We start from the raw sequence: 25,772 nt of genomic DNA, 5'->3' as shown, positions 1-25,772 counted from the left end.
AGATGGGTGCAGAAAAGAAGAGCCGCATCGCGATCGTCACGGGTGCCGGCACCGGCATCGGCCGCTCCGCCGCACTGGCCCTCCTGGGCGATGGCTGGAGCGTGGTGCTGGTGGGCCGCCGGCTGGAGCCGCTGGAGCAGGTGGCAGACGAATCGGGAGCCGGCGCGCGTGCCTTCGCCGTGCCGACGGACGTGGCCAATCCCGAGTCGGTGCAGGCCCTGTTCGCCGCCGCGGTGGAACGCTTTGGCCGGGTCGACCTGCTGTTCAACAACGCCGGCGTCGGAAACCCGCCCGGCCCGTTCGAGGAGTGGACACCGGAGCAGTGGCGCGGCGTGGTCGACATCAACCTGAACGGGATGTTCTATTGCATCCAGCAGGCTTTCCGTACCATGCAGGCGCAGACGCCGCGCGGCGGCCGCATCATCAACAACGGCTCGATCTCCGCGACTGCGCCGCGGCCTAACTCAATGGCCTACACGGCGACCAAGCATGCGGTAGAAGGGCTGACCAAGACGGCTTCGCTCGACGGCCGCAAGCACGACATCGCAGTGGGCCAGATCGACGTCGGCAACGCGATGACCGAGCTGGCGGCCAAGATGACCAAGGGCGTACCGCAGGCCAACGGCGAGATCGCGATCGAGCCGGTGATGGACGTGTCCATCGTCGGCCAATCGGTGCTGTACATGGCGAACCTGCCGCTGGATGCCAACGTGCTGTTCCACACGGTGATGGCGACCAAGATGCCCTTCGTCGGGCGGGGCTAGGCAGTTCTTCAGCCGCTCAACCGCGCGCGAGCGCGCCGGCGGTGAGCGGCATACTGGCCGGCCAGTGGTCGGCGAGGTCGCCGTGCCGCCAGACGGCTTGGCAGCTGGCCGCCATCGCCGGCCGGCCGGCTGCCAGTGCCGCGCCGATCATGCCGGCCAGGACGTCGCCGGTACCCGCGGTTGCGAGTCGCGCGTTGCCGGTCGGATTGATCGCCGGCACTTCGCCCGTCGCGGCCACGATGGTCCCGGAGCCCTTGAGGACCACCGTCGCGCCGAATCGCTCAGCCAGCTGCTGAGCGGCGCGCAGCCGGTCGGCTTGCACCTGGGCCGTGCCAGTACCCAGCAGGCGCGCGGCCTCGAGCGGATGGGGCGTGAGGACCGTCGAGCGGTGCGAGCGGGCGCGTGCGGCAAGCAGCGCCTGCAAGGCGCCGTCGGCGGCGATGGCATTGAGCGCGTCGGCATCCAGCACCAGCGCCCGTGCTTCCTGGAGCACTCGCGGCAGCGGATCGCGCACGGCGGTGCCGCCGCCGCAGCCGCAGACCACGGTCATGGTCGCCAGGTTCAGCGCGTCGGGTCGCCGGAACATCAGTTCGGGCTGCGCTGTGTCGAGCGGCGCGAGTGCGGCATCGAGGGGCGCGACGTAGACGCGGCCTGCGCCTGCATGCAGCGCCGCGGTGGCTGCCAGCAGGGCCGCGCCCGACATCCCGGGAGCGCCGCCGATCACAGCGACGTCGCCGTAGCTTCCCTTGTGGGAGGTGTGCGGTCGCGGCAGGGCGGGCGGCTTGCCGGGGAGCCGGGCCGTGGGCCGTTCGGTGCCCGGCATCGCGTCCAGGTCGTCGAACCACAGCTCGCCGGCCGCGTCCCGCCCTTGCGCCGTGAAAAGGCCGGGCTTGAGCGTCAGCAGACTGAGGCACAGGCGGCGGGCCCCGGCAGCCGGGCCGGCGGCAGGAGCGAGGAAGTCCAGCGCCAGCACGCCAGTGTCGGTATTCAGGCCCGAAGGCGTGTCCACGCTGAGCACGGGCGCGGGGCCGGCGTGCATGCGCCGCAGCCAGTCGGCCATGGCCCCTTCGGGTGCGCGGGCGGCGCCGAGGCCGAGCAGGGCGTCGATGACGAGATCGGCATGCGCCGGCGGCGCGTCCGCGAAGCGCACGCCGGCATCGCGCGCACGTTGCAGCGAGACGGCCGCGTCGGCCGGCAGGCGGGCGTCGTCGCCGATGCGGGTGACGACCGGTGCGAAGCCGCGGTGCTGTAATTGCGCCGCCGCCTCGAAGCCATCCCCCCCGTTGTTGCCGGGGCCGCAGGCGATCCAGATCGTGCGCGCGTGGGGCGTGGTCGCCATCGCGAGCCGCGCGACCGCCAGCCCGGCGCGCTGCATCAGCGTATGCGGCGGCAGGCCGGCCGCGGCGGCTTGTTCGATCCGGCGCGAGGCCGCGATGTCGAACAGCGGGGCGGCAGTGGCGGCGGTGATGCGTTGCATGGCGGGCGCTCGGATGCGGATGGCCCCTAGTGTTGCAGCAAACGCTCGATGCCCAGGCCCTCGAGATCGATGCCCGGGTCGCGGCCCCCCATCATGTCCGCCAGCACCCGCGCGCTGCCGCAGGACAGCGCCCAGCCGCTGGAGCCGTGGCCCAGGTTCAGCCAGACGCCCGGGACGCCGCTCGGCCCGATGATGGGCGGGCCATCAGGAAGCATCGGCCGGGCACCCTTCCATTGCTGGACGCCGGCCTGCAGGGTGACGGCACCCGGAAACCAATCCTGAAGCACCTTGTAGAGCGTCCGCAGCGCGTCGGGATGAAGGCTGTCCAGCGAGCCGCCGAGTTCGGCGCTGCCCGCAACGCGCACACGCAGCCCGAGGCGCGAGATGGCAACCTTGTAGCGCTCGTCCATCACGGCACTGCGAGGGGCGTTGAGGGGCTCGCGGATGTTGGCACTGATCGAATGGCCGTAGACCGGCGCAACCGGTATGCGAAGGCCCAGTGGCCGCAGCAGCTCGGCCGAGGCCACCCCGGCACACATCACCACGGCGTCGAAGCGATGACCCTCGGAGCCGCTGGCCAGCCGCAGTTCGGTCGGTGCGGCACGGCTGAGCGGCGCGAGGTCGCAGTTGAAATGGAACTGGGCGCCCAGGGCCTCGGCCTCCCACTTGAGCAACAGCGCGAACTGGCGGCAATTGGCCACCTCGTCCTCAGGCAGATGGATGGCCCCCGCCAACGCGGTCTCGGTGCTGAGTGCGGGCTCGATCCGGCGCGCCTCGTCGGCGTCCACCTCGCGGAAGCTGCTGCCGGCCTGCCGCAGCACCTCGAGGCCGGCCTGCACCAGCTTCTTGTCGCGCTTGGACCGCAGCAGCACCAGATAGCCATCGCTGCGTTCGTAACTGAGCTCGCGCGCCTCGGTGATCTCGTGCAGCCGGGTGCGGCTGTAGAAGGCCAGGCGCTGCATGCGCGCGCGATTGGCCAGGTAGCTTTCGAGCTGGCAGGCGCGCTGCCAACGGGCCATCCAGGCCAGGTCGCGCCCAGTGAGCGGCCATCGCAGCTTGACCGCGCCGTGCGCCGAGAGCAGCGAGCGCAGCACCTTGACGCGCATCCCTGGGGCGGCCCACGGCGTGACGTAGCCGGGCGCCACCACGCCGGCATTGGCGAAACTGGATTCCTCGGCGGCGGCGCCGCGGCGCTCGAAAACCATGACCTCATGTCCGTCCGAGGCCAACTCCCAGGCTGTGGTGACGCCGATGATGCCGGCGCCCACGATCGCGATCTTCATTCGGTTCTTTGGGGTGTGAAAAGAGGCGGCGCCGCGGGCGGGGCCCTAATGGGTCGCTTGCAACTCGCGTTCCACCTGCAGCGCGACCGCCAGCACCGCATCGTCATGCAGCGCGGCATGCCAGAGCATGAGGCCAACGGGCAGCTCGCCCTCGGCATGGCAGGGCAGCGAGAGAGCGCAACCGTCGAGCATGTTGACCACCGACGGGTTGCGCAGCAGCAGCGTGTTGATGCGGAAGAAGGCCTCGTCGCGCTCCGCGCCGGGCGCCACCTCGGCCAGGCGCGGCGCCACCAGCGGCACGGTGGGCGACAGCAGGGCGTCGAAGGGGGCAAGAGCGGCTTCCATCCGGGTGATCCAATCGCGGCGCGCACGGACAAGTTCGATGTATTCGTGCGCCTTCATGGTCGCGCCCTTGAGGATGCGCTGGGCCACGCGCGGGTCGTAGCCGGCGCCGCTGCGCTCCAGCAGCAGCCGGTGCCAGGCATAGGCTTCGGCGGCGGAGAAGCCACCAGTGGCATTGATCGACCGAAGGTCGGCCAGCTCGGGCAGGGCAATCTCGTCGATGCGGGCGCCGGCGGCGCGCAGGGTGCGCATCGTGCGGTCGAAGGCGTGGGCCACAGCGGGCTCGATCTCGTCGAAGAACATGTCCTTGACCACCGCCAGCCGGTAGGCGGAAAGCGGCGCCGTGCCGGCGGTCACGCGGCGGGCGGCCAGGATCTCGTGGGCGGTGATGGCGTCGCGCACCGAGCGCGTCATGGCGCAGACCGTGTCCAGCGTGGTCGAAAGCGGCAGGGCGCCGTCCGTCGGCACCAGGCGCGCTGTGTTCTTGAAGCCCACGATCCCGTTGAGCGCCGCCGGGATGCGGATCGAGCCGCCGGTGTCGGAACCCAGCCCGATGAAGGCTGCGCCGCTGGCCACGGAGATCGCGGCACCAGAGGAGGAGCCGCCGGGAATGCGCTGCGCCGCCGGATCGCACGAATTGACGGGGGTGCCGTGGTGTGGATTGACGCCCACCCCGGAGAAGGCGAATTCCGTCATGTTGGTGCGGCCGATCAGGGCGCCGCCGGCAGCGCGCAGGCGGGCCACGGCCGGAGCGTCGGCCCGGGCCGACGGCGCGTGGGCCAGCACCACCGAGCCGGCCGGGGTCGGCTGGCCGGCGAGGTCGAACAGGTCCTTGGCTGAAAAGGCCAGCCCGGCCAGGCGTTGCACGGGCTCTGCCGCCGCGGCTGCCTGGCGCGCTTCGTCGAACAAGGGCCGGGTGAAGACATGCGCGCAGGCAGCGGAAGTGGCGGCGGTGATGGAATGCTCCATCTCGGTGCGCGCGTCGGAGGCGCCGGCCAGCAGGGAAAGGCGGGTGGCGTGCAGGTCAGGGCGCATGGTTTGGAGGGCCGCGGAGAAGGGGAGAAGAGTGGTGGGTGCTATACTCTGCGGGTTTCACTCTGGGTCCTTTCCCAGCGAAAACATATCCGCAAACCAGCCCATTCGAGGTGTTGCGGTCCTCGCGAGAGGATCGCAAAACGGGCTGGATTTTAGACCCAACCTTTGGAGTTATTCCTATGTCGACGACCATGCGCGAAATGCTGGAAGCCGGTGTCCATTTCGGTCACCAGACGCGCTTCTGGAACCCCAAGATGGCCCCGTACATCTTCGGCCATCGCAACAAGATCCACATCATCAACCTGGAAAAAACGCTTCCGATGTTCCAGGAAGCGATGAAGTACGCCAAGCAGCTCACCGCCAATCGCGGCACCATCCTGATGGTCGGTACCAAGCGCCAGGCCCGCGAGATCGTGGCGACCGAGGCGCGTCGCGCCGGCGTCCCGTTCGTCGACACCCGCTGGCTCGGCGGCATGCTGACCAACTTCAAGACCGTCAAGACCTCCATCAAGCGCCTGAAGGACATGAAGGCCCAGCAGGAAGCCGGCCTCGACAACCTCAGCAAGAAGGAGCAGCTGACCTTCAATCGCGAGATCGAGAAGCTCGAGAAGGACATCGGCGGCATCCAGGACATGAACGCGCTGCCCGACGCCATCTTCGTGATCGACGTCGGCTTCCACAAGATCGCCGTGGCCGAGGCCAAGAAGCTGGGCATCCCGCTGATCGGCGTGGTGGACTCCAACCACTCGCCCGAGGGCATCGACTACGTGATCCCGGGCAACGACGACTCGTCGAAGGCTGTCACGCTGTACGCTCGCGGCATCGCCGATGCAATCATCGAAGGCCGTTCCAGCGCCGTCAGCGATGTGGTCAAGGCCGTGGCCGAAGGCAATTCTGATGAATTCGTCGAGGTCGAAGAGGGCGCTTCGGCCTGATTCGCGCTCGCGAGCGCCTGAAGAAGGGGCTTCGATGCCCCTTTTTTTTAACTTGATTTTCGTGGCGCCCGGTGCGGGCCGCCGCAACTGCTAAACCGAACGGAGAAACAAGATGGCAACAATCACCGCAAGCATGGTCGGCGAACTGCGCGCAAAGACCGACGCCCCGATGATGGAGTGCAAGAAGGCCCTGACCGAGGCCGATGGCAACATGGAAAAGGCCGAAGAGCTGCTGCGCATCAAGCTGGGCAACAAGGCCGGCAAGGCTTCGAGCCGCATCACGGCCGAGGGCGTGGTCGCAGCCTATGTCGAGGGCGGCGTGGGCGCCATGGTCGAAATCAATTGCGAGACGGACTTCGTCTCGAAGAACGACAGCTTCCTCGCGCTGGTCAATGCAGCGGCGATGCTGGTCGCCAAGCACAACCCCGCCGACCTGGCCGCGCTGGCCGCGCTGCCCTACGAGCAGGACAGCTTCGGCCCGACGCTGGAAGACGTGCGCAAGGGGCTGATCGGCAAGATCGGCGAGAACATGAGCTTCCGCCGCTTTAAGCGCTTCGCCGGCAATGGCAAGCTCGCCTCCTACCTGCACGGGACGCGCATCGGCGTGATGGTCGAGTTCGAGGGCGACGACACCGCGGCCAAGGATGTGGCGATGCACGTCGCCGCGATGAAGCCGGTCTCGATCGCGAGCTCGGACGTGCCGGCCGAACTGATCGAGAAGGAACGCGCCGTGGCTGCCGGCAAGGCCGAGGAAGACCGCAAGGCGGCCGAGGCGGCCGGCAAGCAGCCACAGCCCGCAGACATCGTCGCCAAGCGCATCGAAGGCGGGGTGCAGAAGTACCTCAAGGAGGTTTCGCTGCACAACCAGCCCTTCGTAAAGAACGACAAGCAGACCGTGGAGCAGATGCTCAAGGCCGCCAACACCTCGATCAAGAGCTTCACGCTCTACGTCGTCGGCGAGGGCATCGAGAAGAAGGTCGACGACTTTGCCGCCGAAGTGGCGGCCCAGGTCGCGGCTGCCAAGGCGGCGGCGGCCTGAGCGGCGCCATCGGGCGGCGCGTGCAGCGCGCTGCCGCTTCTTCACACGCACGTTTTACACTCGTCACGCCACCTCAAAAGGAAACCTCCATGCTCGAAAGCCGCCCAGCCCACAAGCGAATCTTGTTGAAGCTGTCCGGCGAGGCCTTGATGGGTGACGATGCCTTCGGCATCAACCGGGCGACCATTGTCCGCATGGTCGCAGAGGTGGCAGAGGTGGTGAACATGGGGGTCGAAGTCGCCGTCGTGATCGGCGGCGGCAACATCTTCCGCGGCGTGGCCGGCGGCTCGGTGGGCATGGACCGCGCAACAGCCGACTACATGGGCATGCTGGCCACCGTGATGAACGCACTGGCCCTGGCGGACGCCATGAACAAGCAGGGGCTGATCGCGCGGGTGATGTCCGCCATTGCCATCGAGCAGGTGGTGGAGCCCTACGTGCGCCCCAAGGCCCTGCAGTACCTCGAAGAGGGCAAGGTCGTGATCTTCGCGGCCGGCACCGGCAATCCCTTCTTCACGACCGATACCGCCGCTGCGTTGCGCGGTGCCGAGATAGGTGCGGAACTGGTGCTCAAGGCCACCAAGGTGGACGGCGTCTATACGGCGGACCCGAAGAAAGACCTGAGCGCGACGCGTTATTCGCGCCTGAGCTTCGACGAGGCCATTGCACAGAATCTCGGCATCATGGACGCCACGGCCTTCGCGCTGTGCCGCGACCAGAACCTGCCGATCAAGGTGTTCTCGATCTTCAAGAACGGTGCGCTCAAGCGCGTCGTGATGGGCGAGGACGAAGGCACGCTGGTGCATGCCTGAGGAGTAAGAGAAGATGACTATTGCCGATATTCGCAGCGCGACCGACGCAAAGATGAACCAGTCGATCGCCGCGTTCCAGAACAACCTCACGAAGATCCGCACCGGGCGTGCCAACCCCGCGCTGCTGGATTCGATCCATGTGGAGTACTACGGCTCATCCGTGCCGCTTTCGCAGGTGGCGAACGTGGCGTTGATCGACTCGCGCACCATCAGCGTCCAGCCCTGGGAGAAGGGCATGGGGGCCAAGATCGAAAAGGCCATCCGCGAGAGCGACCTCGGACTGAACCCGGCTTCGATGGGCGACCTGATCCGCGTGCCGATGCCTCCCATGAGCGAGGAGCGTCGCAGGGAGATGACCAAGCTGGTGCGCACCGAGGGCGAGAACGCCAAGATCGCGACGCGCAACCTGCGCCGCGACGCGAACGACGCGATCAAGAAGCTGGTCAAGGACAAGCTGGCGTCTGAAGACGATCAGAAGCGGGCCGAGGCCGAGATCCAGAAGGTGACCGACCGCCATATCGCGGAGATCGACCGCTTGGTGGCTGCCAAAGAGGCGGACATCATGGCCGTCTGAGATGAGCAATCCAAGCGCCGCCGTGCCCCATCACATCGCCATCGTCATGGATGGCAATGGGCGCTGGGCCACGCGCCGCTTCCTGCCGCGGGTGGCCGGTCACAAGCAGGGCGTCGAGTCGCTGCGCCGCTGCGTCAAGGCCTGCGCCGACCGTGGCGTCGCGGTATTGACGGTGTTCGCCTTCTCCTCCGAGAACTGGAACCGACCGGTCGAGGAAGTGTCGGGCCTGATGGACCTGATGGTCATCGCGCTCGGCCGGGAGGTCCCGAAGCTGAGCCAGGACGGCGTGCGCCTGCACTTCGTGGGCGAGCGCGGCGGCTTGTCCGAGAAGATCGCGGGCGGGCTGCTGCAAGCGGAGGCCGCCACCGCCCACAACACGCGGCTGATCCTCAACGTCTGTTTCAACTACGGCGGACGCTGGGATATCGCGCGCGCCGCGGCCCAGCTCGCCGCGCGCGGCGAGCCGCTGACCGAGGCCAGCCTTGACGCGGCCATGGCGCTGTCGCACGTGCCCGATCCCGACCTCTTCATCCGCACTGGCGGCGAGCAGCGGTTGTCGAACTTCCTGTTGTGGCAGAGCGCCTATGCCGAGCTCTTCTTCAGTGATCGCCTCTGGCCCGAGTTCGACGAAGCTGCGCTCGACGAGGCCATCGAGGCCTTTCGGCGCCGCGAGCGGCGGTTCGGCCAGACCTCCGCGCAGGTGGCAGGCGACACGCGGCGCGACCCGCAGGCTGCCTGAGCGCAAATGCTCAAACAACGCATCATCACTGCGGTCGTCCTGCTGGCGATCCTGCTGCCCGCGCTGTTCTATCCCTCGCACGTGCCCTTCGCCTGGGTGATGCTGGTGCTGGTGGTTGCCGCCGCCTGGGAATGGGGACGGCTCAACGGCCACGGCCCGCGCATGTCGCTGTTCTTCGGCGCGGAAATTTTGGCGCTGTGCGCGCTGTCCTGGTGGCTGGGATTGCTCGACCGGTCGTTGCTGCCAGTGTGGATCCTTGCGAGCGCGTCGTGGGTCCTGGGCGGCGCCGCCTTGCTGCGCGTCGCCGTGCCGGGCTGGCCGCGAGTGCCCCGGGCCGTGCGCCTGGTGGGCGGTCTGCTGATGCTCTGGGTGGCATGGCTGGCCGCGGTCCAGGCCCGCATGGTCGGCATCAACTTTCTGCTCTCGATCCTCGTGCTGGTGTGGGTGGCCGACGTGTTCGCCTATTTCGCCGGGCGTACCTTCGGGCTGCGCTTCACTCGCGGAAAGCTGGCGCCCAGCATCAGTCCCGGCAAGAGCTGGGAGGGCGTCTGGGGCGGCATGCTCGGCGTGATCGTGCTGGCCTTGTGCTGGGTCTGGGCCGACTCGGCCGTGCGACCTGCAGTGGCCAGCCTCTACACCCGGCTGGCCGAACGCGGCTGGTGGTTGCTCCTGATCGGTGTGATCTTCCTGGCCGCGATGAGCGTTGTGGGCGATCTGGTCGAATCGCTGATCAAGCGCAGCGCGGGCGCCAAGGACAGCAGCGCGCTGTTGCCCGGCCATGGCGGCGTGCTCGACCGGGTCGATGCGCTGCTGCCTACACTGCCCATCGCCATGATGCTGGCATTTTTATGAATGGCATGAACCGACAGCGCATCACCGTGCTCGGCTCGACCGGCTCGGTCGGCGTGAGCACGCTCGACGTGATCGCACGGCATCCCGAGCGCTTCGAGGTGTTCGCGCTGTCGGCGTCCACCAAGGTCGATGAGATGCTGGCCCAGTGCCATCGCTTCGCGCCGAAGTTCGCGGTCATGGCCAGCGCGCCGCATGCCCGGCTGCTGGTCGACAAGCTCCGGCATAGCGGGCTGCGCACGGAGGTGCTGCAGGGTGCTGGCGCCATCGAATCCATCGCCTCGCACGAGGACTGCGATGCGGTGATGGCTGCGATCGTCGGTGCCGCCGGCCTCGGGCCCTGCCTGGCCGCGGCCCGCGCCGGCAAGCGGTTGTTGCTGGCCAACAAGGAGGCCCTGGTGGTCGGCGGCGAGCTCTTCATGCGCACGGTGCGCGAGGGCGGGTCGACGCTGCTGCCGATCGACAGCGAGCATTCGGCCATTTTCCAGTCGCTGCCGGAGGATCCTGGCACGTGGCCGCGCCGCATCGACAAGATCATCCTGACCGCCTCCGGCGGGCCGTTCCGCACGCGGTCGCCGGAGACGCTGGCCGCGGTGACGCCGGAGCAGGCCTGCGCCCATCCGAACTGGGTCATGGGGCGCAAGATCTCGGTGGATTCGGCCACCATGATGAACAAGGCGCTCGAGGTGATCGAAGCGCGCCATCTGTTCGGCGTCGCGCCGGAGCGAATCGAGGTCGTGATCCATCCGCAAAGCGTGGTGCACTCGATGGTGCAGTTCACGGACGCGTCGGTGATCGCGCAGCTCGGCACCCCGGACATGCGCGTGCCCATCGCCGTCGGACTGGCCTGGCCCGAGCGCATCGAGAGCGGCGCGGCGCAGCTCGACTTCCGGCAACTCGCGGCGCTGACCTTCGATGCACCCGATGCGCAGCTCTTCCCCGGCCTGGGCCTGGCGTGGCATGCGCTACGCGCGGCACCGGGCACGACCGCCGTGCTCAATGCAGCCAATGAGGTCGCGGTCGACGCCTTCCTGCAGCATCGCCTGCGCTTCGACCGCATCCATGCCGTGAACATGGAAACTTTGGAGGCGGTGCTGCCCTCCAATCCGGCATCGCTGGCCGATCTGCTGGCACTGGACGCCAGTGCGCGGGCGGCGGCCGATGCGGCGGCGCTGCGCTTCGCGGCCTGACCCACTCCCACAACCAGGGGACACCATGCTCACCGTCGTCGCCTTCATCGTCGCCCTGGCTCTGCTGATCGCCGTGCACGAGTACGGCCACTACCGCGTTGCGGTGGCCTGCGGCGTCAAGGTGCTGCGCTTCTCCATCGGCTTCGGCCATACGCTCTTCAGCTGGAAGCCCAGGCGCCAGCATCCTGGCCAGGACACCGAGTTCGTGATCGCGGCCTTCCCCCTTGGCGGCTACGTGAAGATGCTCGACGAGCGCGAGGGCCCCGTGCTGGCGCAGGAGCGCCACCGCGCCTTCAACACCCAGCCGCTGCGATCGCGTGCAGCCATCGTGGCCGCTGGGCCGATCGCCAACCTGCTGCTGGCCGTGGTGCTTTACACGGCCGTCAACTGGATCGGCGTCGAGGAACCTGTCGCCAGGCTCGCACGTCCGGTGGCGGGCTCGTTGGCCGAACAGGCGGGCCTGCGCGGAGGCGAGCATGTCATCCGCGCTGGCTTCGAGGGCGAGCGCGAGCCGGTGCAGTCTTTCGAGGACCTGCGCTGGCGCATCACGCGCGGCGCGCTCGACGGCCGCGACCTCACGCTCGAGATCGCGGGCGAGGGCGGGCGGCCCGCGCGCGAGGTCGTGCTGCCGCTCAGCCGAGTCGGTGCCAAGGATGCAGACGCACAGATGTTCCGCAGGATCGGCGTGGTCGCGCCGTTGACCCGTCCCGAGATCGGCGAGCTGATGGCGGGCGGCGCGGCCGAGCGCTCTGGTCTGCGCAGCGGGGACGTGGTGAGCACGGTGGGGCCCACTGCCATTGTCGACGGGCAGCAGTTGCGCGAGGTGATCCGCGCCTCGGTCGATGCCGGCCAGCCGCGCACCCAGGTGTGGCATGTCGAGCGCGGCGGGCAGTCGGTGCGCATCGAGGTCACGCCCGAGGTGCGCGAGGAGGGCGGCAACAAGGTTGGCCGTGTCGGCGCCTACGTGGGCTCGCCGCCGGAGATGGTGACGGTGCGGCAGGGCGTGGTCGACGGCATCTGGCGAGGCCTGGTGCGCACCTGGGAGGTGTCGGCGCTCACCGTGCGCATGATGGGCAAGATGTTGATCGGCGAAGCTTCGATCAAGAACCTGAGCGGGCCGTTGACCATCGCCGACTATGCAGGCAAGTCCGCCAGCCTGGGATTCACGCAGTACCTCGTGTTTCTCGCGCTCATCAGCGTGAGTCTCGGTGTGCTGAACCTCATGCCGCTGCCGGTCCTCGATGGAGGACACCTGATGTATTATCTTTGGGAGGGCCTGACCGGCAGGAGCGTCTCCGATGCTTGGATGGAACGGCTCCAGCGCGGCGGTGTCGCGCTGCTGCTGGTCATGATGTCGATCGCGATCTTCAACGATGTGACTCGACTCTTTGGTTAACTATCTGTCGGCCCTTTGCGCGCCGGCTCAAATCACAGATGAATAAGAAATTCAGTCGCTTTCGCCTGCGCAGCGTTTCCATGCTGATTGTCAGCGCGCTCTCGGCTACTGCCGCCTGGGCCATCGAGCCCTTCACGGTGCGCGACATCCGGGTCGAAGGCCTCCAGCGCGTCGAGCCCGGCACCATCTTCGCCTCGCTGCCGCTCCGTGTAGGCGACACCTACAACGACGAGCGCGGCTCGGCCGCCATCCGCGCACTGTTCGACCTGGGTCTCTTCAAGGACGTGCGCATCGACGTCAGCGGCAACGTCCTCGTCGTCATCGTCGAGGAGCGCCCCACCATCGCCGACGTCGACTTCGTGGGCACCAAGGAGTTCGACAAGGCCGCCCTGCAGAAGGCGCTGCGTGAAGTCGGCCTGGCCGACGGCCGCCCTTACGACAAGGCACTGGCCGACCGCGCCGAGCAGGAGCTCAAGCGCCAGTACATCAGCCGCAGCCTCTACAACGCCCAGGTCGTGACCACCGTCACTCCCATCGAGCGCAACCGCGTCAACCTCACCTTCACGGTGACCGAAGGCGAGCCCGCGCGCATCCGCGAGGTCCACATCGTGGGCAACAAGGCCTTCAGCGAGGGCACCCTGCTCGATCTCTTCGACCAGGACGCAGGCGGCTGGATGAGCTGGTACACCAAGAGCAACCAGTACTCGCGCGCCAAGCTCAACGCCGACCTGGAGACCCTGCGCTCCTACTACATCACCCGCGGCTACCTGGAGTTCCGCATCGACTCGACCCAGGTGGCCATCTCCCCGGACCGCCAGGACCTGAGCATCACCGTGAACATCACCGAGGGGGAGAAGTTCGTGGTGGCCGGTGTCAAGCTCGAGGGCAATTACCTGGGGCGCGACGACGAGTTCAAGTCCCTGGTCACCATCCGTCCTGGCGAGCCCTACAACGGCGAGCAGGTCAGCGAGACGACCAAGGCCTTCACCGACTACTTCGGCACCTTCGGCTACGCATTCGCGCGGGTGCAGGCCGAGCCGGAGATCGACCGCACGAACAACCGGGTGAGCCTGACCCTGAAGGCGGAGCCTTCGCGGCGGGTCTACGTGCGGCGGGTGGCCATCGGCGGCAACAACAAGACGCGCGACGAGGTGATCCGGCGGGAGTTCCGCCAGTACGAGGCGTCGTGGTACGACGGCGACAAGATCAAGCTGTCGCGCGACCGGGTGGACCGCCTGGGCTTCTTCACGGACGTGAGCGTCGAGACGCAGGAGGTGCCGGGCTCGCCGGACCAGGTGGACCTGACGATCAACGTGGCCGAAAAGCCGACCGGGACGCTGCAGCTGGGTGCCGGCTTCTCGAGCGCCGAGAAGGTGTCCTTCACCTTCGGCATCGCGCAGGAGAACGTCTTCGGTTCGGGCAATTACCTGGGCCTGCAGGTCAACACCAGCAAGTACGCCCGCACGCTCTCGCTCACGACCACCGATCCGTACTTCACCAAGGACGGCATCTCCCGCAGCTTCAGCCTGTACCACACCACCACGCGGCCCTACTACAGCGTCGACGGCGACTACCGGCTGGTCAACGAGGGCGGCACGGTCCGCTTCGGCGTGCCGTTCAGCGAGGTCGACACGATCTTCTTCGGCATTGGCCTGGAGCGCTACCGCTTCGATCCGGGCGGTAACGTCGCCTACCTGACGCCCCAGTCCTACCGCAACTATTTCGGCTGCTCGACCAACGAGCAGGGCCTCGTCGCCGAATGCACCAACGACAACGTCTGGGGCGTGCCGCTGAGCGTGGGTTGGTCGCGCGACGACCGCGACAGCGCGCTGGTGCCGACCCGCGGCAGGCTGCAGCGCGCCAATCTCGAGATCGGTGCCGGCGGCGACATGAAGTACTGGAAGACCAGCTATTCGTATCAGCAGTTCTTCCCGATCAGCAAGCAGTACACCTTTGCGATCAACGGCGAAGTGGGCTTTGCCAAGCCTATCGGCAGCAAGCCCTATCCGATCTTCAAGAACTTCTACGCCGGCGGCCTGGGGTCGGTGCGCGGATTCGAGCAGAACTCGCTCGGCCCGCGCGACGCTCCGCTCTTCGGGCAAACCGAAGGGGCGGCGCTCGGCGGCACCAAGAAGGCCATCTTCAACATGGAGCTCAGCACGCCTTTCCCGGGCGCCGGCAACGATCGCACGCTGCGGCTCTACGGCTTCTTCGACGTCGGCAATGTGTTTGCGGAGTCCCGCCCATTCGGAATGTCGGACGCGCAGTGGAAGGCGCAGCAGAAGCTGCGCGCCTCGGTGGGCCTCGGTATCAGCTGGATCTCGCCGCTCGGCCCTCTGCGCCTGGCCTACGCAATCCCCGTCCGGCAGCAGAAGGAAGACTTCAGCGACCCCTCGCATCCCATCCCGAAGGATAGAATCCAACGCCTGCAATTCCAGATCGGAACCTCCTTCTAATGACTCCTTTGCTTCGTGCCGCCGGTGCGCTGCTGATCCCCGCTTTCGCGCTCGTGGGCACGCCCGCGCATGCGCAGGAAACCTTCCGCATCGGCTTCGTCAATCCCGATCGCGTGCTGCGCGAGGCGCAACCTGCCAAGGCCGCCCAGGCGAAACTCGAATCGGAATTCCTGAAGCGCGAGAAGGATCTGCAGGCGCAGGGCGAGGCGCTCAAGGCTGCCTCCGAGAAGTTCGAGCGCGAGGCGCCCACCATGTCGGAGAGCCAGCGCACCTCCCGCCAGCGCGCCCTGGTCGACCAGGACCGCGACTTCCAGCGCCGCCGCCGTGAATTCCAGGAAGATCTCAACGCGCGCAAGAACGAAGAGCTGCAGCAGGTCTACGAGCGCGCCAACCGCGTGGTCAAGCAGGTGGCAGAGGCCGAGAAGTACGACGCGATCCTGCAAGAAGCGATCTACATCAATCCCAAGCACGACATCACCGAAAAGGTGATCAAGGCGCTGAACGCGTCCGTTGGCAACGGCAAGTGACGCCGTGAACCCGTGTGGCACTGCGGCTAGGCGCAATCGTTGAAGCCCTCGGCGGCGAACTGCAGGGCGATCCTGGGCTGTCGATCGAGCGCCTCGCGCCGCTGGCGACTGCGCAGGCAGATGCGCTCAGCTTCCTGAGCCATCCCAAGTACCAGAAGGAGCTTGCGGCCTCGAAGGCCGGCTGCGTCATCGTGTCGCCGGCGATGCGGGAGGTGGCGGCCCGGCGCGGTGCGTTCATCCTGGCGCCCGATCCCTACCTCTACTTCGCCCGCCTGACGCAGATGTGGAAGCAGTCCCACGCCAGGCCCGAGGGCGCGCGCATCCATCCCAGCGCGGTGATCGACCCCGATGCACACATCGACCCCAGCGCGCGCATCGGCGCGCTATGCGTGGTCGAGCGGGGTGCGCGCATCGGCGCGCAGACGGTCCTGAAGTCCAGGGTGACGGTGAGCGAGGACTGCATCGTCGGCGCCCGTTGCCTGCTGCATCCCGGCGTGGTGATCGGGGCCGATGGCTTCGGGCTCGCGCCGCACCAGGGCACCTGGGTCAAGATCGAGCAGCTCGGCGCAGTGCGCATCGGCGATGACGTGGAGATCGGCGCCAACACCTGCATCGACCGCGGCGCGCTCGAGGACACGGTCATCGAGGACGGCGTCAAGCTCGATAACCTGATCCAGATCGGCCACAACGTGCGCGTGGGCCGGAACACCGCCATGGCCGGTTGCGTCGGCGTGGCGGGCAGTGCCGACATCGGTGCGAACTGCACCATCGGCGGCGGCGCGATCGTGCTGGGGCACCTGAGGATGGCGGACGGAGTCCACATCTCGGCCGCGACGGTGGTCACGCGCTCCATTCTCAAGCCGGGCCAGTACACCGGCGTGTTTCCCATCGACGACAATGCCGCCTGGGAGAGAAATGCCGCGACCCTCAAACAACTGCACGCCCTGCGGGAACGCCTCAAGGCGCTGGAAAAATCGGCGATGCAGGACAAGCAATCATGACGCTCGACATCCATCAGATCCTCAAACTACTGCCCCACCGCTACCCCTTCCTGCTGGTGGACCGCGTGCTCGAGATGGAAAAGGGCAAGCGCATCACGGCGCTCAAGAACGTGACCATGAACGAGCCGTTCTTCAACGGCCACTTCCCGCACCGTCCGGTGATGCCTGGCGTGCTGATGCTGGAGGCCATGGCGCAGGCCGCGGCGCTGCTGTCCTTCCATTCGCTGGACATCGTTCCGGACGACAACACCGTGTACTACTTCGCGGCCATCGACGGCGCGCGCTTCAAGCGCCCGGTGGAGCCCGGTGACCAGTTGACGCTCGAGGTCGAGATCGAGCGCATGAAGGCTGGCATATCGAAGTTCAAGGGGCGCGCGCTGGTCGGCAGCGAGCTGGCCTGCGAAGCCAGCTTGATGTGCGCGATGCGCCAGATCAGCTGATCGTGCTCGCGAAGGCATGACGCAGATTCATTCGACAGCCATCGTCGACGCGAAGGCCGAACTCGATCCGACCGTCAGTGTCGGCCCGTACGCCGTGATCGGCCCGCACGTGCGGGTCGGCGCCGGCACCACCATCGGATCGCATTGCGTGATCGAGGGCCGCACCACCATCGGGCGCGACAACCGGATCTTCCAGTTCGCCTCGCTGGGGGCGATTCCGCAGGACAAGAAGTACGCGGGCGAGCCGACCGAGCTGGTCATCGGCGACCGCAATACCATCCGCGAGTTCTGCACCTTCAACATCGGCGTGCCGGGGGCGGGCGGCGTCACGCGCGTGGGCAGCGACAACTGGATCATGGCCTACACGCACATCGCGCACGATTGCCGGGTCGACGACCACACCACGCTGGCCAACAACACGACGCTGGCAGGCCATGTGCACTTGGCCGACTGGGTGACGGTGGGCGGGCTGACGGGCATCCACCAGTTCGTCTCGGTGGGTGCCCACGCGATGATCGGCTTCGCCAGCGCGGTCGCGCAGGACGTGCCGCCCTTCATGCTGGTCGATGGCAATCCGCTCGAGGTGCGCGGTTTCAATGTGGTGGGCTTGCGCCGGCGCAATTTTTCCGACGCGCGGATCGCCGCCGTCAAGCAGATGCACCGGCTGCTGTACCGGCAGGGCAGGACGCTCGACGATGCGCGCGGCGCCATTGAGGCGCTGGCGACGCAGATGCCCGAAGCGGCGGCCGACGTCGCCCTGATGAACGCCTTCCTGGCCGGCGCGACGCGCGGCATCGTGCGCTGAGGAGCCCGTGGTGCAGGACGCGCAGCGGCGGTTTGCCCTCGTCGCGGGAGAGGCTTCGGGCGACCTGCTCGCAGGCCTGTTGCTGGACGGCCTGAAGACCCGCTGGCCCGACATGATGGCCGTCGGCATCGGCGGTCCGCAGATGCAGAGGCGGGGCTTCGAAACGTGGTGGCCCCAGGAAAAGCTGGCGGTGCGCGGCTATATCGAGGTGTTGCGCCACTACGCCGAGATTGCCGGCATCCGGCGGCAGCTCAAGGCGCGGCTGCTGCGCGAAGGCGCCAGGATCTTCATCGGCGTCGATGCGCCGGATTTCAACCTCGATCTCGAAGCGGCTCTGCGCGAGCGCGGCATGAAGACGGCCCATTTCGTCTGCCCCTCGATCTGGGCCTGGCGGCCGGAGCGCGTCGAGAAGCTGCGAGCGGCGGCCGACCACGTGCTGTGCATCTTCCCCTTCGAGCCCGCCTTGCTCGCCGAACATGGCATCGCCGCCAGCTATGTCGGCCATCCGCTCGCCGACGTGATCCCGATGACGCCGGACCGCGCCGCCGCACGCACGGCGCTCGGCCTGGATGCGGAAGCGCCCGTGGTGGCGCTGCTGCCGGGAAGCCGGCGTTCGGAGCTGCGCTATCTGGCGGATCGCTTCTTTGCCGCAGCCGCGCTGATGCAGCAGGCCCGGCCCGAGCTGCGCTTCATCCTGCCCGCGCTGCCCAGCCTGCACGACGAGGTCGAACAGCTCCTGGCAGCGAGCGCGATGAAGGGGCGCGTGCAGCTGATCGACGGCCGCTCGCACGCGGCGCTGGCCGCTTGCGACGTCACGCTGATCGCCAGCGGCACCGCCACCCTCGAGGCCGCGCTTTTCAAACGACCGATGGTGATCGCCTACAACATGAACCCGATGTCCTGGGCCCTGATGCGCCGCAAGCAGCTGCAGCCCTGGGTCGGCCTGCCCAACATCCTGTGCAGCGACTTCGTCGTGCCGGAGCTGATCCAGGAGGCGGCCACGCCGCAGGCCCTGGCCGAGGCGACGCTGGCCTGGCTGGCTTCCCCGGACAAGGTTCACGCCTTGCAACAACGTTTTTGCGCGCTGCACGCCGAATTGCAGCGAGATACGCCGACACTGTGCGCCGATGCGATCCAGAAAGTTATTGAAGGCTGAACAGGCCAGGTTGGCATGGGATGCGCCAGGCCTGGTGGCTGGTGTCGACGAGGCCGGGCGCGGCCCGCTGGCCGGGCCGGTGGTGGCTGCGGCCGTGATCCTGGACGACCAGCGGCGAATCCGCGGCCTGGCCGATTCGAAAACCCTCACCGCGCTTCAGCGCGAGCGACTCAACGACCAGATCCTGGCCAAGGCCCTGTGCTGCTCGGTGGCCCAGGCGAGCGTCGAGGAGATCGACGAGCACAACATTCTCGGCGCCACCATGCTTGCGATGAAGCGAGCGGTCGAAGGGCTACGCCTCAAGCCGGCCAAGGTGCTGGTCGACGGCAATCGCTTGCCCAGGCTGGACGTGCTCGCAGAGGCTGTTGTGGGCGGCGACGCCATCGTGAAATCGATCTCGGCCGCCTCGATCCTGGCCAAGGTGCATCGCGACCGGCTGTGCGAGCAGCTGCATGCCGAGTTCCCTCACTACGGCTTTGCCGGGCACAAGGGCTACAGCACGCCCGAGCACCTGGAGGCACTGCTGCGCCATGGTGCCTGCGTGCATCACCGTCGTTCCTTCAGCCCGGTGGCCGCAGCGCTCGCGCGCGCGGCCGGCGAGGAGACTCCGCTGGTCATTGCATCGGGCGAGCTGCGCGTCGAGACGGTGCAGGTCCAGACGATGCAGGTCGAGCTGCGACCGGCGCCATGACCGCAGCCGAGCCCAGCCATATCAGCTCGCGGGACAACCCGCTCCTCAAGGAACTGCGCAAGCTGGCGCACGACTCGGGGGGCTATCGCAAGTCGGGCCGCGTCTGGCTGGAGGGTGACCACCTGTGCCGGGCGGCACGCGAGCGCGGTGTGCGTGCGGCCATCGCCGTGTTCACCGAGTCCGCGTGGCCAACGGCACACCACGAGTGGGCCGGCGCGGCGGACAAGACCGTGGTGGTCGCCGACGCACTGCTGGCTGGCGTGAGCGGGCTGGAGTCGCCGGCCGCGATGGGCTTCGTGCTCGACCTGCCGGCGCCCCCGCCGATCGCCCCCGACGCAGCCACCGTGGTGCTCGACCGGCTGCAGGACGCCGGCAACGTCGGCTCCATCCTGCGCAGCGCGGCGGCCTTCGGTTTCGCCCAGGTGATCGCGCTCAAGGGCACGGCGGCGCTCTGGTCGCCCAAGGTGCTGCGGGCCGGCATGGGCGCGCATTTCGGATTGCGGCTGGTCGAGGGGGTCGAGCTGGAGGCACTGGATGCCCTGGCCGTGCCCTGCATCGCGACCAGTTCGCACCGCGGCGAATGGCTGAACCGGGTCCGCCTGCCGAACCCCTGCGCCTGGCTGATGGGCCACGAAGGGCAGGGGCTTTCGGCGGCGCTGGAGGCGCGCGCGACCCTGCAGGTGCGCATTGCCCAGCCGGGTGGCGAGGAGTCGCTCAACGTCGCGGCGGCGGCGGCCATCTGCCTGCACGCGAGCGCCGCAGCGAGCCAGGGATAACGCGGCGCGGGCTATAATCAAGGGCTTTCCCGCTCACACCTCGCCCATAGCGCACGCAAGCCAACTCCTCGACGAAAGTCGCGACCAAGAGCCTCATCTTGGGTCCGCCGTGGGCGTCATCCATTCGGAGATCCCAGTGCTTTTGTCTCTCAAGGGAAAATTCCCGCCCGCCATCCTGGCGCTTGCAGACGGCACGGTCTTTCTCGGCAATTCGATCGGCGCGCAAGGCGCCACCACCGGCGAAGTGGTGTTCAACACCGCCATGACCGGTTATCAGGAAATCCTGACCGATCCCAGCTATTGCCAGCAGATCGTGACGCTCACGTATCCGCACATCGGCAACTATGGCGTCAACGAGGAAGACATCGAGGCCGACAAGATCCATGCCGCGGGCCTGATCGTCAAGGACCTGCCTCTCCTGGCGTCCAACTTCCGCAAGAGCGCCACGCTGGCCGAGTACCTGGTGCGCGGCAAGACCGTCGCCATCGCGAACATCGACACCCGCAAGCTCACCCGCCATCTGCGCACACACGGCGCGCAGAACGGCTGCATCCTTGGCCTGGCGCCCGACGAGAGCATTTCGCAGGCCTTGATCGACAAGGCGATTTCCGACGCCAAGGCCGCGCCCAGCATGTCCGGCCTCGACCTGGCCAAGGTGGTGTCGGTCAAGGAAACCTACGAGTGGACCCAGACCGAATGGAAGCTCGTCCATGTGGACGGCAAGCCGGGCTACGGCGTGCAGATCACGCCGAAGTTCCATGTCGTCGCCTATGACTACGGCGTCAAGAAGAACATCCTGCGCATGATCGCGCAGCGCGGCGCGCGCATCACCGTCGTGCCGGCCCAGACACCCGCGGCCGACGTCCTCAAGCTGCGTCCGGACGGCATCTTCCTGGCCAACGGCCCCGGCGATCCGGAGCCCTGCGACTACGCGATCGCGGCCACGCGCGAGCTGATCGAGACCGGCATCCCGGTCTTCGGCATCTGCCTGGGCCACCAGATCATGGCGCTGGCTTCGGGCGCGAAGACCTTCAAGATGAAGTTCGGCCACCACGGCGCCAACCACCCGGTCAAGGACCTCGACAACGCCCGCGTGAGCATCACCAGCCAGAACCATGGCTTCGCGGTCGACGAGAAGACGCTGCCGGCCAACCTGCGCCCCACCCACATCAGCCTGTTCGACGGCACATTGCAGGGCCTGGCGCGCACCGACAAGCCCGCCTTCTGCTTCCAGGGCCACCCCGAGGCCTCGCCGGGCCCGCACGACATCAGCTACCTGTTCGATCGCTTCACGGCGCTCATGCAAAGTCACAAAGAAGGGCAGAAGAATGCCTAAGCGCAACGATCTCAAGAGCATCCTCATCATCGGGGCCGGCCCGATCATCATCGGCCAGGCCTGCGAGTTCGACTATTCCGGCGTGCAGGCGTGCAAGGCTTTGCGGGAGGAGGGCTACAAGGTCATCCTGATCAACAGCAATCCCGCGACGATCATGACCGACCCGGCCACGGCCGACGTGACCTACATCGAGCCCATCACCTGGCATACGGTCGAGAAGATCATCGCCAAGGAGCGGCCCGACGCCATCCTGCCGACCATGGGCGGCCAGACCGCGCTGAACTGCGCACTGGACCTCTGGCGCAACGGCGTGCTCGACAAGTACAAGGTCGAGCTGATCGGCGCCACGCCCGAAGCCATCGACAAGGCCGAGGACCGCCTGAAGTTCAAGGACGCGATGACGAAGATCGGCCTGGGCTCGGCACGCTCGGGCATCGCCCACTCGCTGGACGAGGCCTGGGCGGTGCAGAAGACCGTGGGCTTCCCCGTGGTGATCCGCCCCAGCTTCACGCTCGGCGGTACCGGCGGCGGCATCGCCTACAACCCGGAAGAGTTCGAGACCATCTGCAAGCGCGGCCTGGAAGCCTCGCCCACCAACGAGCTGCTGATCGAGGAATCGCTGCTGGGCTGGAAGGAATACGAGATGGAGGTGGTGCGCGACAAGGCGGACAACTGCATCATCGTCTGCTCGATCGAGAACCTCGATCCGATGGGCGTGCATACCGGCGACTCGATCACCGTCGCGCCGGCGCAGACCTTGTCGGACAAGGAATACCAGATCCTGCGCGACGCCTCGCTGGCCGTGCTGCGCGAGATCGGCGTCGACACCGGCGGCTCCAACGTGCAGTTCTCGATCAACCCGAAGGACGGCCGCATGGTCGTGATCGAGATGAACCCGCGCGTCTCGCGTTCCTCGGCACTCGCCTCCAAGGCCACGGGCTTCCCGATCGCCAAGGTCGCGGCCAAGCTGGCCGTGGGCTACACGCTCGACGAACTGCGCAACGAGATCACCGGCGGTGCCACGCCGGCGAGTTTCGAGCCCAGCATCGACTACGTGGTCACCAAGATCCCGCGCTTTGCCTTCGAGAAGTTCCCTCAGGCCGATTCGCGCCTGACCACGCAGATGAAGTCGGTGGGCGAGGTGATGGCCATGGGCCGCACGTTCCAGGAATCGTTTCAGAAGGCGCTGCGCGGACTCGAGGTCGGCGTGGATGGCCTCAACGAGAAGACGCAGGATCGCGAGGTACTCGAGAAGGAGCTCGGCGAGCCCGGCCCCGACCGCATCTGGTACGTGGGCGATGCCTTCGCCATGGGCCTGTCCGTCGACGAGGTGCACGCGCTCACCAAGATCGATCCATGGTTCCTGGTGCAGATCGAGGAGATCGTGAAGATCGAGCTCGAGCTGGAAACCAAATCGCTCGACGACATCGACCGCGACACGCTGCTTGCGCTCAAGAAAAAGGGCTTCTCCGACCGCCGCCTGGCGCGCCAGCTGAAGACCACCGACACCGCCATCCGCGAGAAGCGCCGCGCGCTCGGCGTGCGTCCGGTGTACAAGCGCGTGGACACCTGCGCGGCCGAATTCGCGACCAACACCGCCTACATGTACTCGACCTACGAGGACGAGTGCGAGGCCGACCCGAGCAGCCGGAAGAAGATCATGGTGCTCGGCGGCGGCCCGAACCGCATCGGGCAGGGCATCGAGTTCGACTACTGCTGCGTGCACGCCGCGCTCGCGATGCGCGAGGATGGCTACGAGACCATCATGGTCAACTGCAATCCTGAGACCGTGTCGACCGACTACGACACCAGCGACCGGCTCTACTTCGAGCCGCTCACCCTCGAGGACGTGCTCGAGATCGTCGACAAGGAAAAGCCCACCGGCGTGATCGTGCAGTACGGCGGCCAGACGCCGCTGAAGCTCGCGCTCGACCTCGAGGCCAACGGCGTGCCGATCATCGGCACCAGCCCCGACATGATCGACGCGGCCGAGGACCGCGAGCGCTTCCAGAAGCTGCTCCACGAGCTGAAGCTGCGCCAGCCGCCGAACGCGACCGCGCGCACCGAGGCCGAGGCGCTGGAGAAGGCCCAGCAACTGGGCTACCCCCTGGTGGTGCGCCCGAGCTACGTGCTGGGCGGCCGCGCGATGGAAATCGTGCACGAGCAGCGCGACCTGGAACGCTACATGCGCGAGGCGGTGAAGGTCAGCAACGATTCGCCGGTGCTGCTGGACCGCTTCCTCAACGACGCTGTCGAGTGCGACGTCGACTGCCTGCGCGATGCCGAAGGCGCGACGCTCATCGGCGGGGTCATGGAGCACATCGAACAGGCCGGCGTGCACTCGGGCGACTCCGCCTGCTCGCTGCCGCCCTACAGCCTCAAGCCCGAGACCGTGGCCGAGCTCAAGCGCCAGAGCGCGGCCATGGCCCAGGCGCTCAACGTCGTGGGCCTGATGAACGTGCAGTTCGCGATCCAGGAGAAGGACGGCCAGGACGTGATCTACGTGCTGGAAGTGAATCCGCGCGCCTCGCGCACCGTGCCTTACGTGAGCAAGGCCACCGGCATCCAGCTCGCCAAGGTGGCGGCGCGCTGCATGGCCGGCCAGTCGCTGGCCTCGCAGGGCGTGACGAAGGAGGTCACGCCGCCGTACTTCAGCGTGAAGGAAGCGGTGTTCCCGTTCGTCAAGTTCCCGGGCGTGGACACCATCCTCGGCCCCGAGATGAAATCCACCGGCGAGGTGATGGGCGTGGGCAAGACCTTCGGCGAAGCTTTCGTCAAGTCGCAGCTGGGTGCCGGCACGCACCTGCCGAAGTCCGGACGCGTCTTTGTCTCCGTCAAGAACAACGACAAGCCACGCGCCGTCGAGGTGGCCCGCGGCCTGGTCGAGTTGGGCTTCGAGCTGATTGCGACCAAGGGTACGGCCGCCGCCATCAACGCGGCAGGCATCGCCTGTGCCACGGTCAACAAGGTGACCGAAGGCCGTCCGCACATCGTGGACATGATCAAGAACAACGAGATCGCCCTGGTCATCAACACGGTGGAAGAGCGCCGCAACGCGATCACCGATTCGCGCCAGATCCGCACCTCGGCCCTGCTGGCTCGTGTGACCACCTTCACCACGATCTTCGGCGCCGAGGCGGCCGTGGAAGGCATGCGCCACATGGAGGCCCTCGACGTGATTTCGGTCCAGGAGATGCACGCGCAGCTTGCGCTGGCCTGAGGGAGGCGTGAACGAACCGCCATGGCAACGCAGCTGGTTGAACTCGACCTGGCCGACTGGACCGGCGCCACGCCCAACGAGGCATGGATCACCGCGCTCGAGGCCGGCAAGGTGCTGTGCTTCCCGCGGCTGGGTTTCGAGCTGCGGGCCGGCGAGCTTGAACTGCTGACGCCCTCGATCCTGTCGCCAGACGTGCGCAACATCAGCCTGGACGCCAACGGCCGCCTGAAGGGCGTGGCAGGCGACGAGGCCCGGCAGCAGGCCGTCGCCGCGATGGTGGGGCGCTTCCGCGCCCAGGCCCGGCAGTTGATCCACGGCCTGCTGCCGCACTACACGCCCGCGCTGCGCCTGGCGCCGACCAGCTACCGGCCCGCGCAGGTTGAGACGCGCTTGCAGTCCTGGCGCGCCGACGACCGCCGGCTGCACATCGACTCCTTTCCCTCGCGTCCGAACTACGGCGAGCGCATCCTGCGCGTCTTCACCAATGTGAACCCCGACGGCGCGCCACGCGTCTGGCGGGTAGGAGAGCCTTTCGAGGCGGTGGCCGGGCGCTTCCTGCCGCGCGCCAGGCCTTACTCGCGCTGGCAGGCCCGGTTGCTGCAGACCCTCCATGTCACCAAGTCTTTCCGCAGCGAATACGACCACCTGATGCTGCAGCTGCACGACGGCATGAAGTCGGACCTCGACTACCAGAAGAACGCCCAGCAGGAGACCGTACCCTTTCCGGCCGGATCGGTTTGGGTGTGCTTTTCGGACCAGACCTCGCACGCCGTCATGTCCGGCCAGTACATGCTGGAGCAGACGCTGCACTTGCCCGCCGCAAGGCAATACAATCCAGATTCGAGCCCGCTCGCCATCCTGAGCCGGCTGACCGGACGCACGCTCGTCTGATCTTTTTCCTTCCATGAACCGCCGAACGGCAGCGTTCG

At 67.3% G+C, this 25,772-nt stretch carries 23 protein-coding genes; 20 read left to right on the top strand and 3 right to left on the bottom strand.

The window, feature by feature from the left end; all coding sequences use genetic code 11:
• Positions 1-2 precede the first annotated feature (2 nt).
• Entirely contained in the window at positions 3-764 is a 762-nt protein-coding gene (locus E5P3_RS18200) for an SDR family oxidoreductase (RefSeq protein WP_162587255.1), read from the top strand.
• Between the two features lie 16 nt (positions 765-780).
• Here the strand turns inward: E5P3_RS18200 and E5P3_RS18195 are convergent, their stop codons facing one another.
• Genes E5P3_RS18195 through E5P3_RS18185 form a run of 3 tightly spaced genes read right to left on the bottom strand, consistent with a single transcriptional unit; the run spans position 781 to position 4,901 of the window.
• Entirely contained in the window at positions 781-2,241 is a 1,461-nt protein-coding gene (locus E5P3_RS18195) for an NAD(P)H-hydrate dehydratase (protein WP_162587254.1), read from the bottom strand.
• A 26-nt stretch (positions 2,242-2,267) separates the two neighbouring features.
• Complete coding sequence (locus E5P3_RS18190) at positions 2,268-3,524, bottom strand: D-amino acid dehydrogenase (protein ID WP_162587253.1); 1,257 nt, start codon at positions 3,522-3,524, stop codon at positions 2,268-2,270.
• A 45-nt stretch (positions 3,525-3,569) separates the two neighbouring features.
• The gene (locus tag E5P3_RS18185; protein ID WP_162587252.1) at positions 3,570-4,901 is read right to left on the bottom strand and encodes an amidase; all 1,332 of its coding nucleotides are present in this window, start codon (positions 4,899-4,901) and stop codon (positions 3,570-3,572) included.
• A 179-nt stretch (positions 4,902-5,080) separates the two neighbouring features.
• On the opposite strand from E5P3_RS18185, the gene rpsB reads away from it, so the two are divergent.
• The 19 genes from rpsB (at position 5,081) to E5P3_RS18090 (ending at position 25,734) form a co-directional block, all read left to right on the top strand.
• Positions 5,081-5,836: a 30S ribosomal protein S2 gene (rpsB, locus tag E5P3_RS18180; RefSeq protein ID WP_162587251.1), complete on the top strand. Its 756-nt coding sequence runs from the start codon at positions 5,081-5,083 to the stop codon at positions 5,834-5,836.
• Positions 5,837-5,948: 112 nt separating this feature from the next.
• A complete protein-coding gene (tsf, locus tag E5P3_RS18175; protein ID WP_068679488.1) occupies positions 5,949-6,875 on the top strand; it encodes a translation elongation factor Ts in 927 nt (308 codons plus the stop codon).
• An 89-nt stretch (positions 6,876-6,964) separates the two neighbouring features.
• A complete protein-coding gene (gene pyrH / locus E5P3_RS18170) occupies positions 6,965-7,687 on the top strand; it encodes a UMP kinase (protein WP_162575268.1) in 723 nt (240 codons plus the stop codon).
• Between the two features lie 13 nt (positions 7,688-7,700).
• Complete coding sequence (frr, locus tag E5P3_RS18165; protein WP_162587250.1) at positions 7,701-8,261, top strand: ribosome recycling factor; 561 nt, start codon at positions 7,701-7,703, stop codon at positions 8,259-8,261.
• 1 nt (position 8,262) lies between these two features.
• Positions 8,263-9,000, top strand: a complete 738-nt coding sequence (uppS, locus tag E5P3_RS18160; protein ID WP_162587249.1) for a polyprenyl diphosphate synthase — start codon at positions 8,263-8,265, stop codon at positions 8,998-9,000.
• Between the two features lie 6 nt (positions 9,001-9,006).
• Positions 9,007-9,852, top strand: a complete 846-nt coding sequence (locus E5P3_RS18155) for a phosphatidate cytidylyltransferase (protein WP_162587248.1) — start codon at positions 9,007-9,009, stop codon at positions 9,850-9,852.
• A gap of 5 nt (positions 9,853-9,857) precedes the next feature.
• Positions 9,858-11,039: a 1-deoxy-D-xylulose-5-phosphate reductoisomerase gene (ispC, locus tag E5P3_RS18150; protein ID WP_162587247.1), complete on the top strand. Its 1,182-nt coding sequence runs from the start codon at positions 9,858-9,860 to the stop codon at positions 11,037-11,039.
• 25 nt (positions 11,040-11,064) lie between these two features.
• The gene (gene rseP / locus E5P3_RS18145; RefSeq protein WP_162587246.1) at positions 11,065-12,435 is read left to right on the top strand and encodes an RIP metalloprotease RseP; all 1,371 of its coding nucleotides are present in this window, start codon (positions 11,065-11,067) and stop codon (positions 12,433-12,435) included.
• A 38-nt stretch (positions 12,436-12,473) separates the two neighbouring features.
• Positions 12,474-14,891 (top strand): outer membrane protein assembly factor BamA, encoded by a 2,418-nt coding sequence (gene bamA / locus E5P3_RS18140; RefSeq protein WP_162587245.1) that lies wholly within the window; start codon positions 12,474-12,476, stop codon positions 14,889-14,891.
• Positions 14,891-15,418 (top strand): OmpH family outer membrane protein, encoded by a 528-nt coding sequence (locus E5P3_RS18135; RefSeq protein WP_162587244.1) that lies wholly within the window; start codon positions 14,891-14,893, stop codon positions 15,416-15,418. The genes bamA and E5P3_RS18135 overlap by 1 nt, the downstream gene beginning before the upstream one ends.
• 14 nt (positions 15,419-15,432) lie before the next feature.
• Positions 15,433-16,419 carry a UDP-3-O-(3-hydroxymyristoyl)glucosamine N-acyltransferase gene (gene lpxD, locus E5P3_RS18130; protein ID WP_162587243.1) on the top strand — a complete coding sequence of 329 codons (987 nt, stop codon included), beginning with the start codon at positions 15,433-15,435 and terminating at the stop codon, positions 16,417-16,419.
• Positions 16,416-16,859 (top strand): 3-hydroxyacyl-ACP dehydratase FabZ, encoded by a 444-nt coding sequence (gene fabZ, locus E5P3_RS18125; RefSeq protein ID WP_068679509.1) that lies wholly within the window; start codon positions 16,416-16,418, stop codon positions 16,857-16,859. The genes lpxD and fabZ overlap by 4 nt, the downstream gene beginning before the upstream one ends.
• A 16-nt stretch (positions 16,860-16,875) precedes the next feature.
• The gene (gene lpxA / locus E5P3_RS18120; protein WP_162587242.1) at positions 16,876-17,664 is read left to right on the top strand and encodes an acyl-ACP--UDP-N-acetylglucosamine O-acyltransferase; all 789 of its coding nucleotides are present in this window, start codon (positions 16,876-16,878) and stop codon (positions 17,662-17,664) included.
• Between the two features lie 7 nt (positions 17,665-17,671).
• On the top strand, positions 17,672-18,820 hold the full coding sequence (gene lpxB, locus E5P3_RS18115) for a lipid-A-disaccharide synthase (RefSeq protein ID WP_162587241.1): 1,149 nt from the start codon (positions 17,672-17,674) through the stop codon (positions 18,818-18,820).
• Entirely contained in the window at positions 18,792-19,511 is a 720-nt protein-coding gene (rnhB, locus tag E5P3_RS18110) for a ribonuclease HII (protein ID WP_162587240.1), read from the top strand. Before lpxB ends, rnhB begins: the two co-directional genes overlap by 29 nt.
• Positions 19,508-20,287: a TrmH family RNA methyltransferase gene (locus tag E5P3_RS18105; RefSeq protein ID WP_162587239.1), complete on the top strand. Its 780-nt coding sequence runs from the start codon at positions 19,508-19,510 to the stop codon at positions 20,285-20,287. The genes rnhB and E5P3_RS18105 overlap by 4 nt, the downstream gene beginning before the upstream one ends.
• 136 nt (positions 20,288-20,423) lie before the next feature.
• Complete coding sequence (gene carA / locus E5P3_RS18100) at positions 20,424-21,623, top strand: glutamine-hydrolyzing carbamoyl-phosphate synthase small subunit (RefSeq protein ID WP_162587238.1); 1,200 nt, start codon at positions 20,424-20,426, stop codon at positions 21,621-21,623.
• The gene (carB, locus tag E5P3_RS18095; protein ID WP_162587237.1) at positions 21,616-24,843 is read left to right on the top strand and encodes a carbamoyl-phosphate synthase large subunit; all 3,228 of its coding nucleotides are present in this window, start codon (positions 21,616-21,618) and stop codon (positions 24,841-24,843) included. The genes carA and carB overlap by 8 nt, the downstream gene beginning before the upstream one ends.
• Before the next feature lie 21 nt (positions 24,844-24,864).
• Positions 24,865-25,734 carry a Kdo hydroxylase family protein gene (locus tag E5P3_RS18090; RefSeq protein ID WP_162587236.1) on the top strand — a complete coding sequence of 290 codons (870 nt, stop codon included), beginning with the start codon at positions 24,865-24,867 and terminating at the stop codon, positions 25,732-25,734.
• Positions 25,735-25,772 lie beyond the last annotated feature (38 nt).

It is taken from the genome of Variovorax sp. RA8 (assembly GCF_901827175.1).
In the GTDB taxonomy this organism is placed as follows: domain Bacteria; phylum Pseudomonadota; class Gammaproteobacteria; order Burkholderiales; family Burkholderiaceae_C; genus Variovorax.
The sequence above is the reverse complement of the archived record's forward strand: the minus strand, read 5'-3'. Positions and strand labels throughout refer to the sequence as shown.

Coding starts and splice junctions, on each gene's coding strand:
- E5P3_RS18200 (WP_162587255.1), top strand. CDS start 3: ATGGGTGCAGAAAAGAAGAGCCGCATCGCGATCGTCACGGGTGCCGGC.
- E5P3_RS18195 (WP_162587254.1), bottom strand. CDS start 2,241: ATGCAACGCATCACCGCCGCCACTGCCGCCCCGCTGTTCGACATCGCG.
- E5P3_RS18190 (WP_162587253.1), bottom strand. CDS start 3,524: ATGAAGATCGCGATCGTGGGCGCCGGCATCATCGGCGTCACCACAGCC.
- E5P3_RS18185 (WP_162587252.1), bottom strand. CDS start 4,901: ATGCGCCCTGACCTGCACGCCACCCGCCTTTCCCTGCTGGCCGGCGCC.
- rpsB (WP_162587251.1), top strand. CDS start 5,081: ATGTCGACGACCATGCGCGAAATGCTGGAAGCCGGTGTCCATTTCGGT.
- tsf (WP_068679488.1), top strand. CDS start 5,949: ATGGCAACAATCACCGCAAGCATGGTCGGCGAACTGCGCGCAAAGACC.
- pyrH (WP_162575268.1), top strand. CDS start 6,965: ATGCTCGAAAGCCGCCCAGCCCACAAGCGAATCTTGTTGAAGCTGTCC.
- frr (WP_162587250.1), top strand. CDS start 7,701: ATGACTATTGCCGATATTCGCAGCGCGACCGACGCAAAGATGAACCAG.
- uppS (WP_162587249.1), top strand. CDS start 8,263: ATGAGCAATCCAAGCGCCGCCGTGCCCCATCACATCGCCATCGTCATG.
- E5P3_RS18155 (WP_162587248.1), top strand. CDS start 9,007: ATGCTCAAACAACGCATCATCACTGCGGTCGTCCTGCTGGCGATCCTG.
- ispC (WP_162587247.1), top strand. CDS start 9,858: ATGAACCGACAGCGCATCACCGTGCTCGGCTCGACCGGCTCGGTCGGC.
- rseP (WP_162587246.1), top strand. CDS start 11,065: ATGCTCACCGTCGTCGCCTTCATCGTCGCCCTGGCTCTGCTGATCGCC.
- bamA (WP_162587245.1), top strand. CDS start 12,474: ATGAATAAGAAATTCAGTCGCTTTCGCCTGCGCAGCGTTTCCATGCTG.
- E5P3_RS18135 (WP_162587244.1), top strand. CDS start 14,891: ATGACTCCTTTGCTTCGTGCCGCCGGTGCGCTGCTGATCCCCGCTTTC.
- fabZ (WP_068679509.1), top strand. CDS start 16,416: ATGACGCTCGACATCCATCAGATCCTCAAACTACTGCCCCACCGCTAC.
- lpxA (WP_162587242.1), top strand. CDS start 16,876: ATGACGCAGATTCATTCGACAGCCATCGTCGACGCGAAGGCCGAACTC.
- rnhB (WP_162587240.1), top strand. CDS start 18,792: ATGCGATCCAGAAAGTTATTGAAGGCTGAACAGGCCAGGTTGGCATGG.
- E5P3_RS18105 (WP_162587239.1), top strand. CDS start 19,508: ATGACCGCAGCCGAGCCCAGCCATATCAGCTCGCGGGACAACCCGCTC.
- carB (WP_162587237.1), top strand. CDS start 21,616: ATGCCTAAGCGCAACGATCTCAAGAGCATCCTCATCATCGGGGCCGGC.
- E5P3_RS18090 (WP_162587236.1), top strand. CDS start 24,865: ATGGCAACGCAGCTGGTTGAACTCGACCTGGCCGACTGGACCGGCGCC.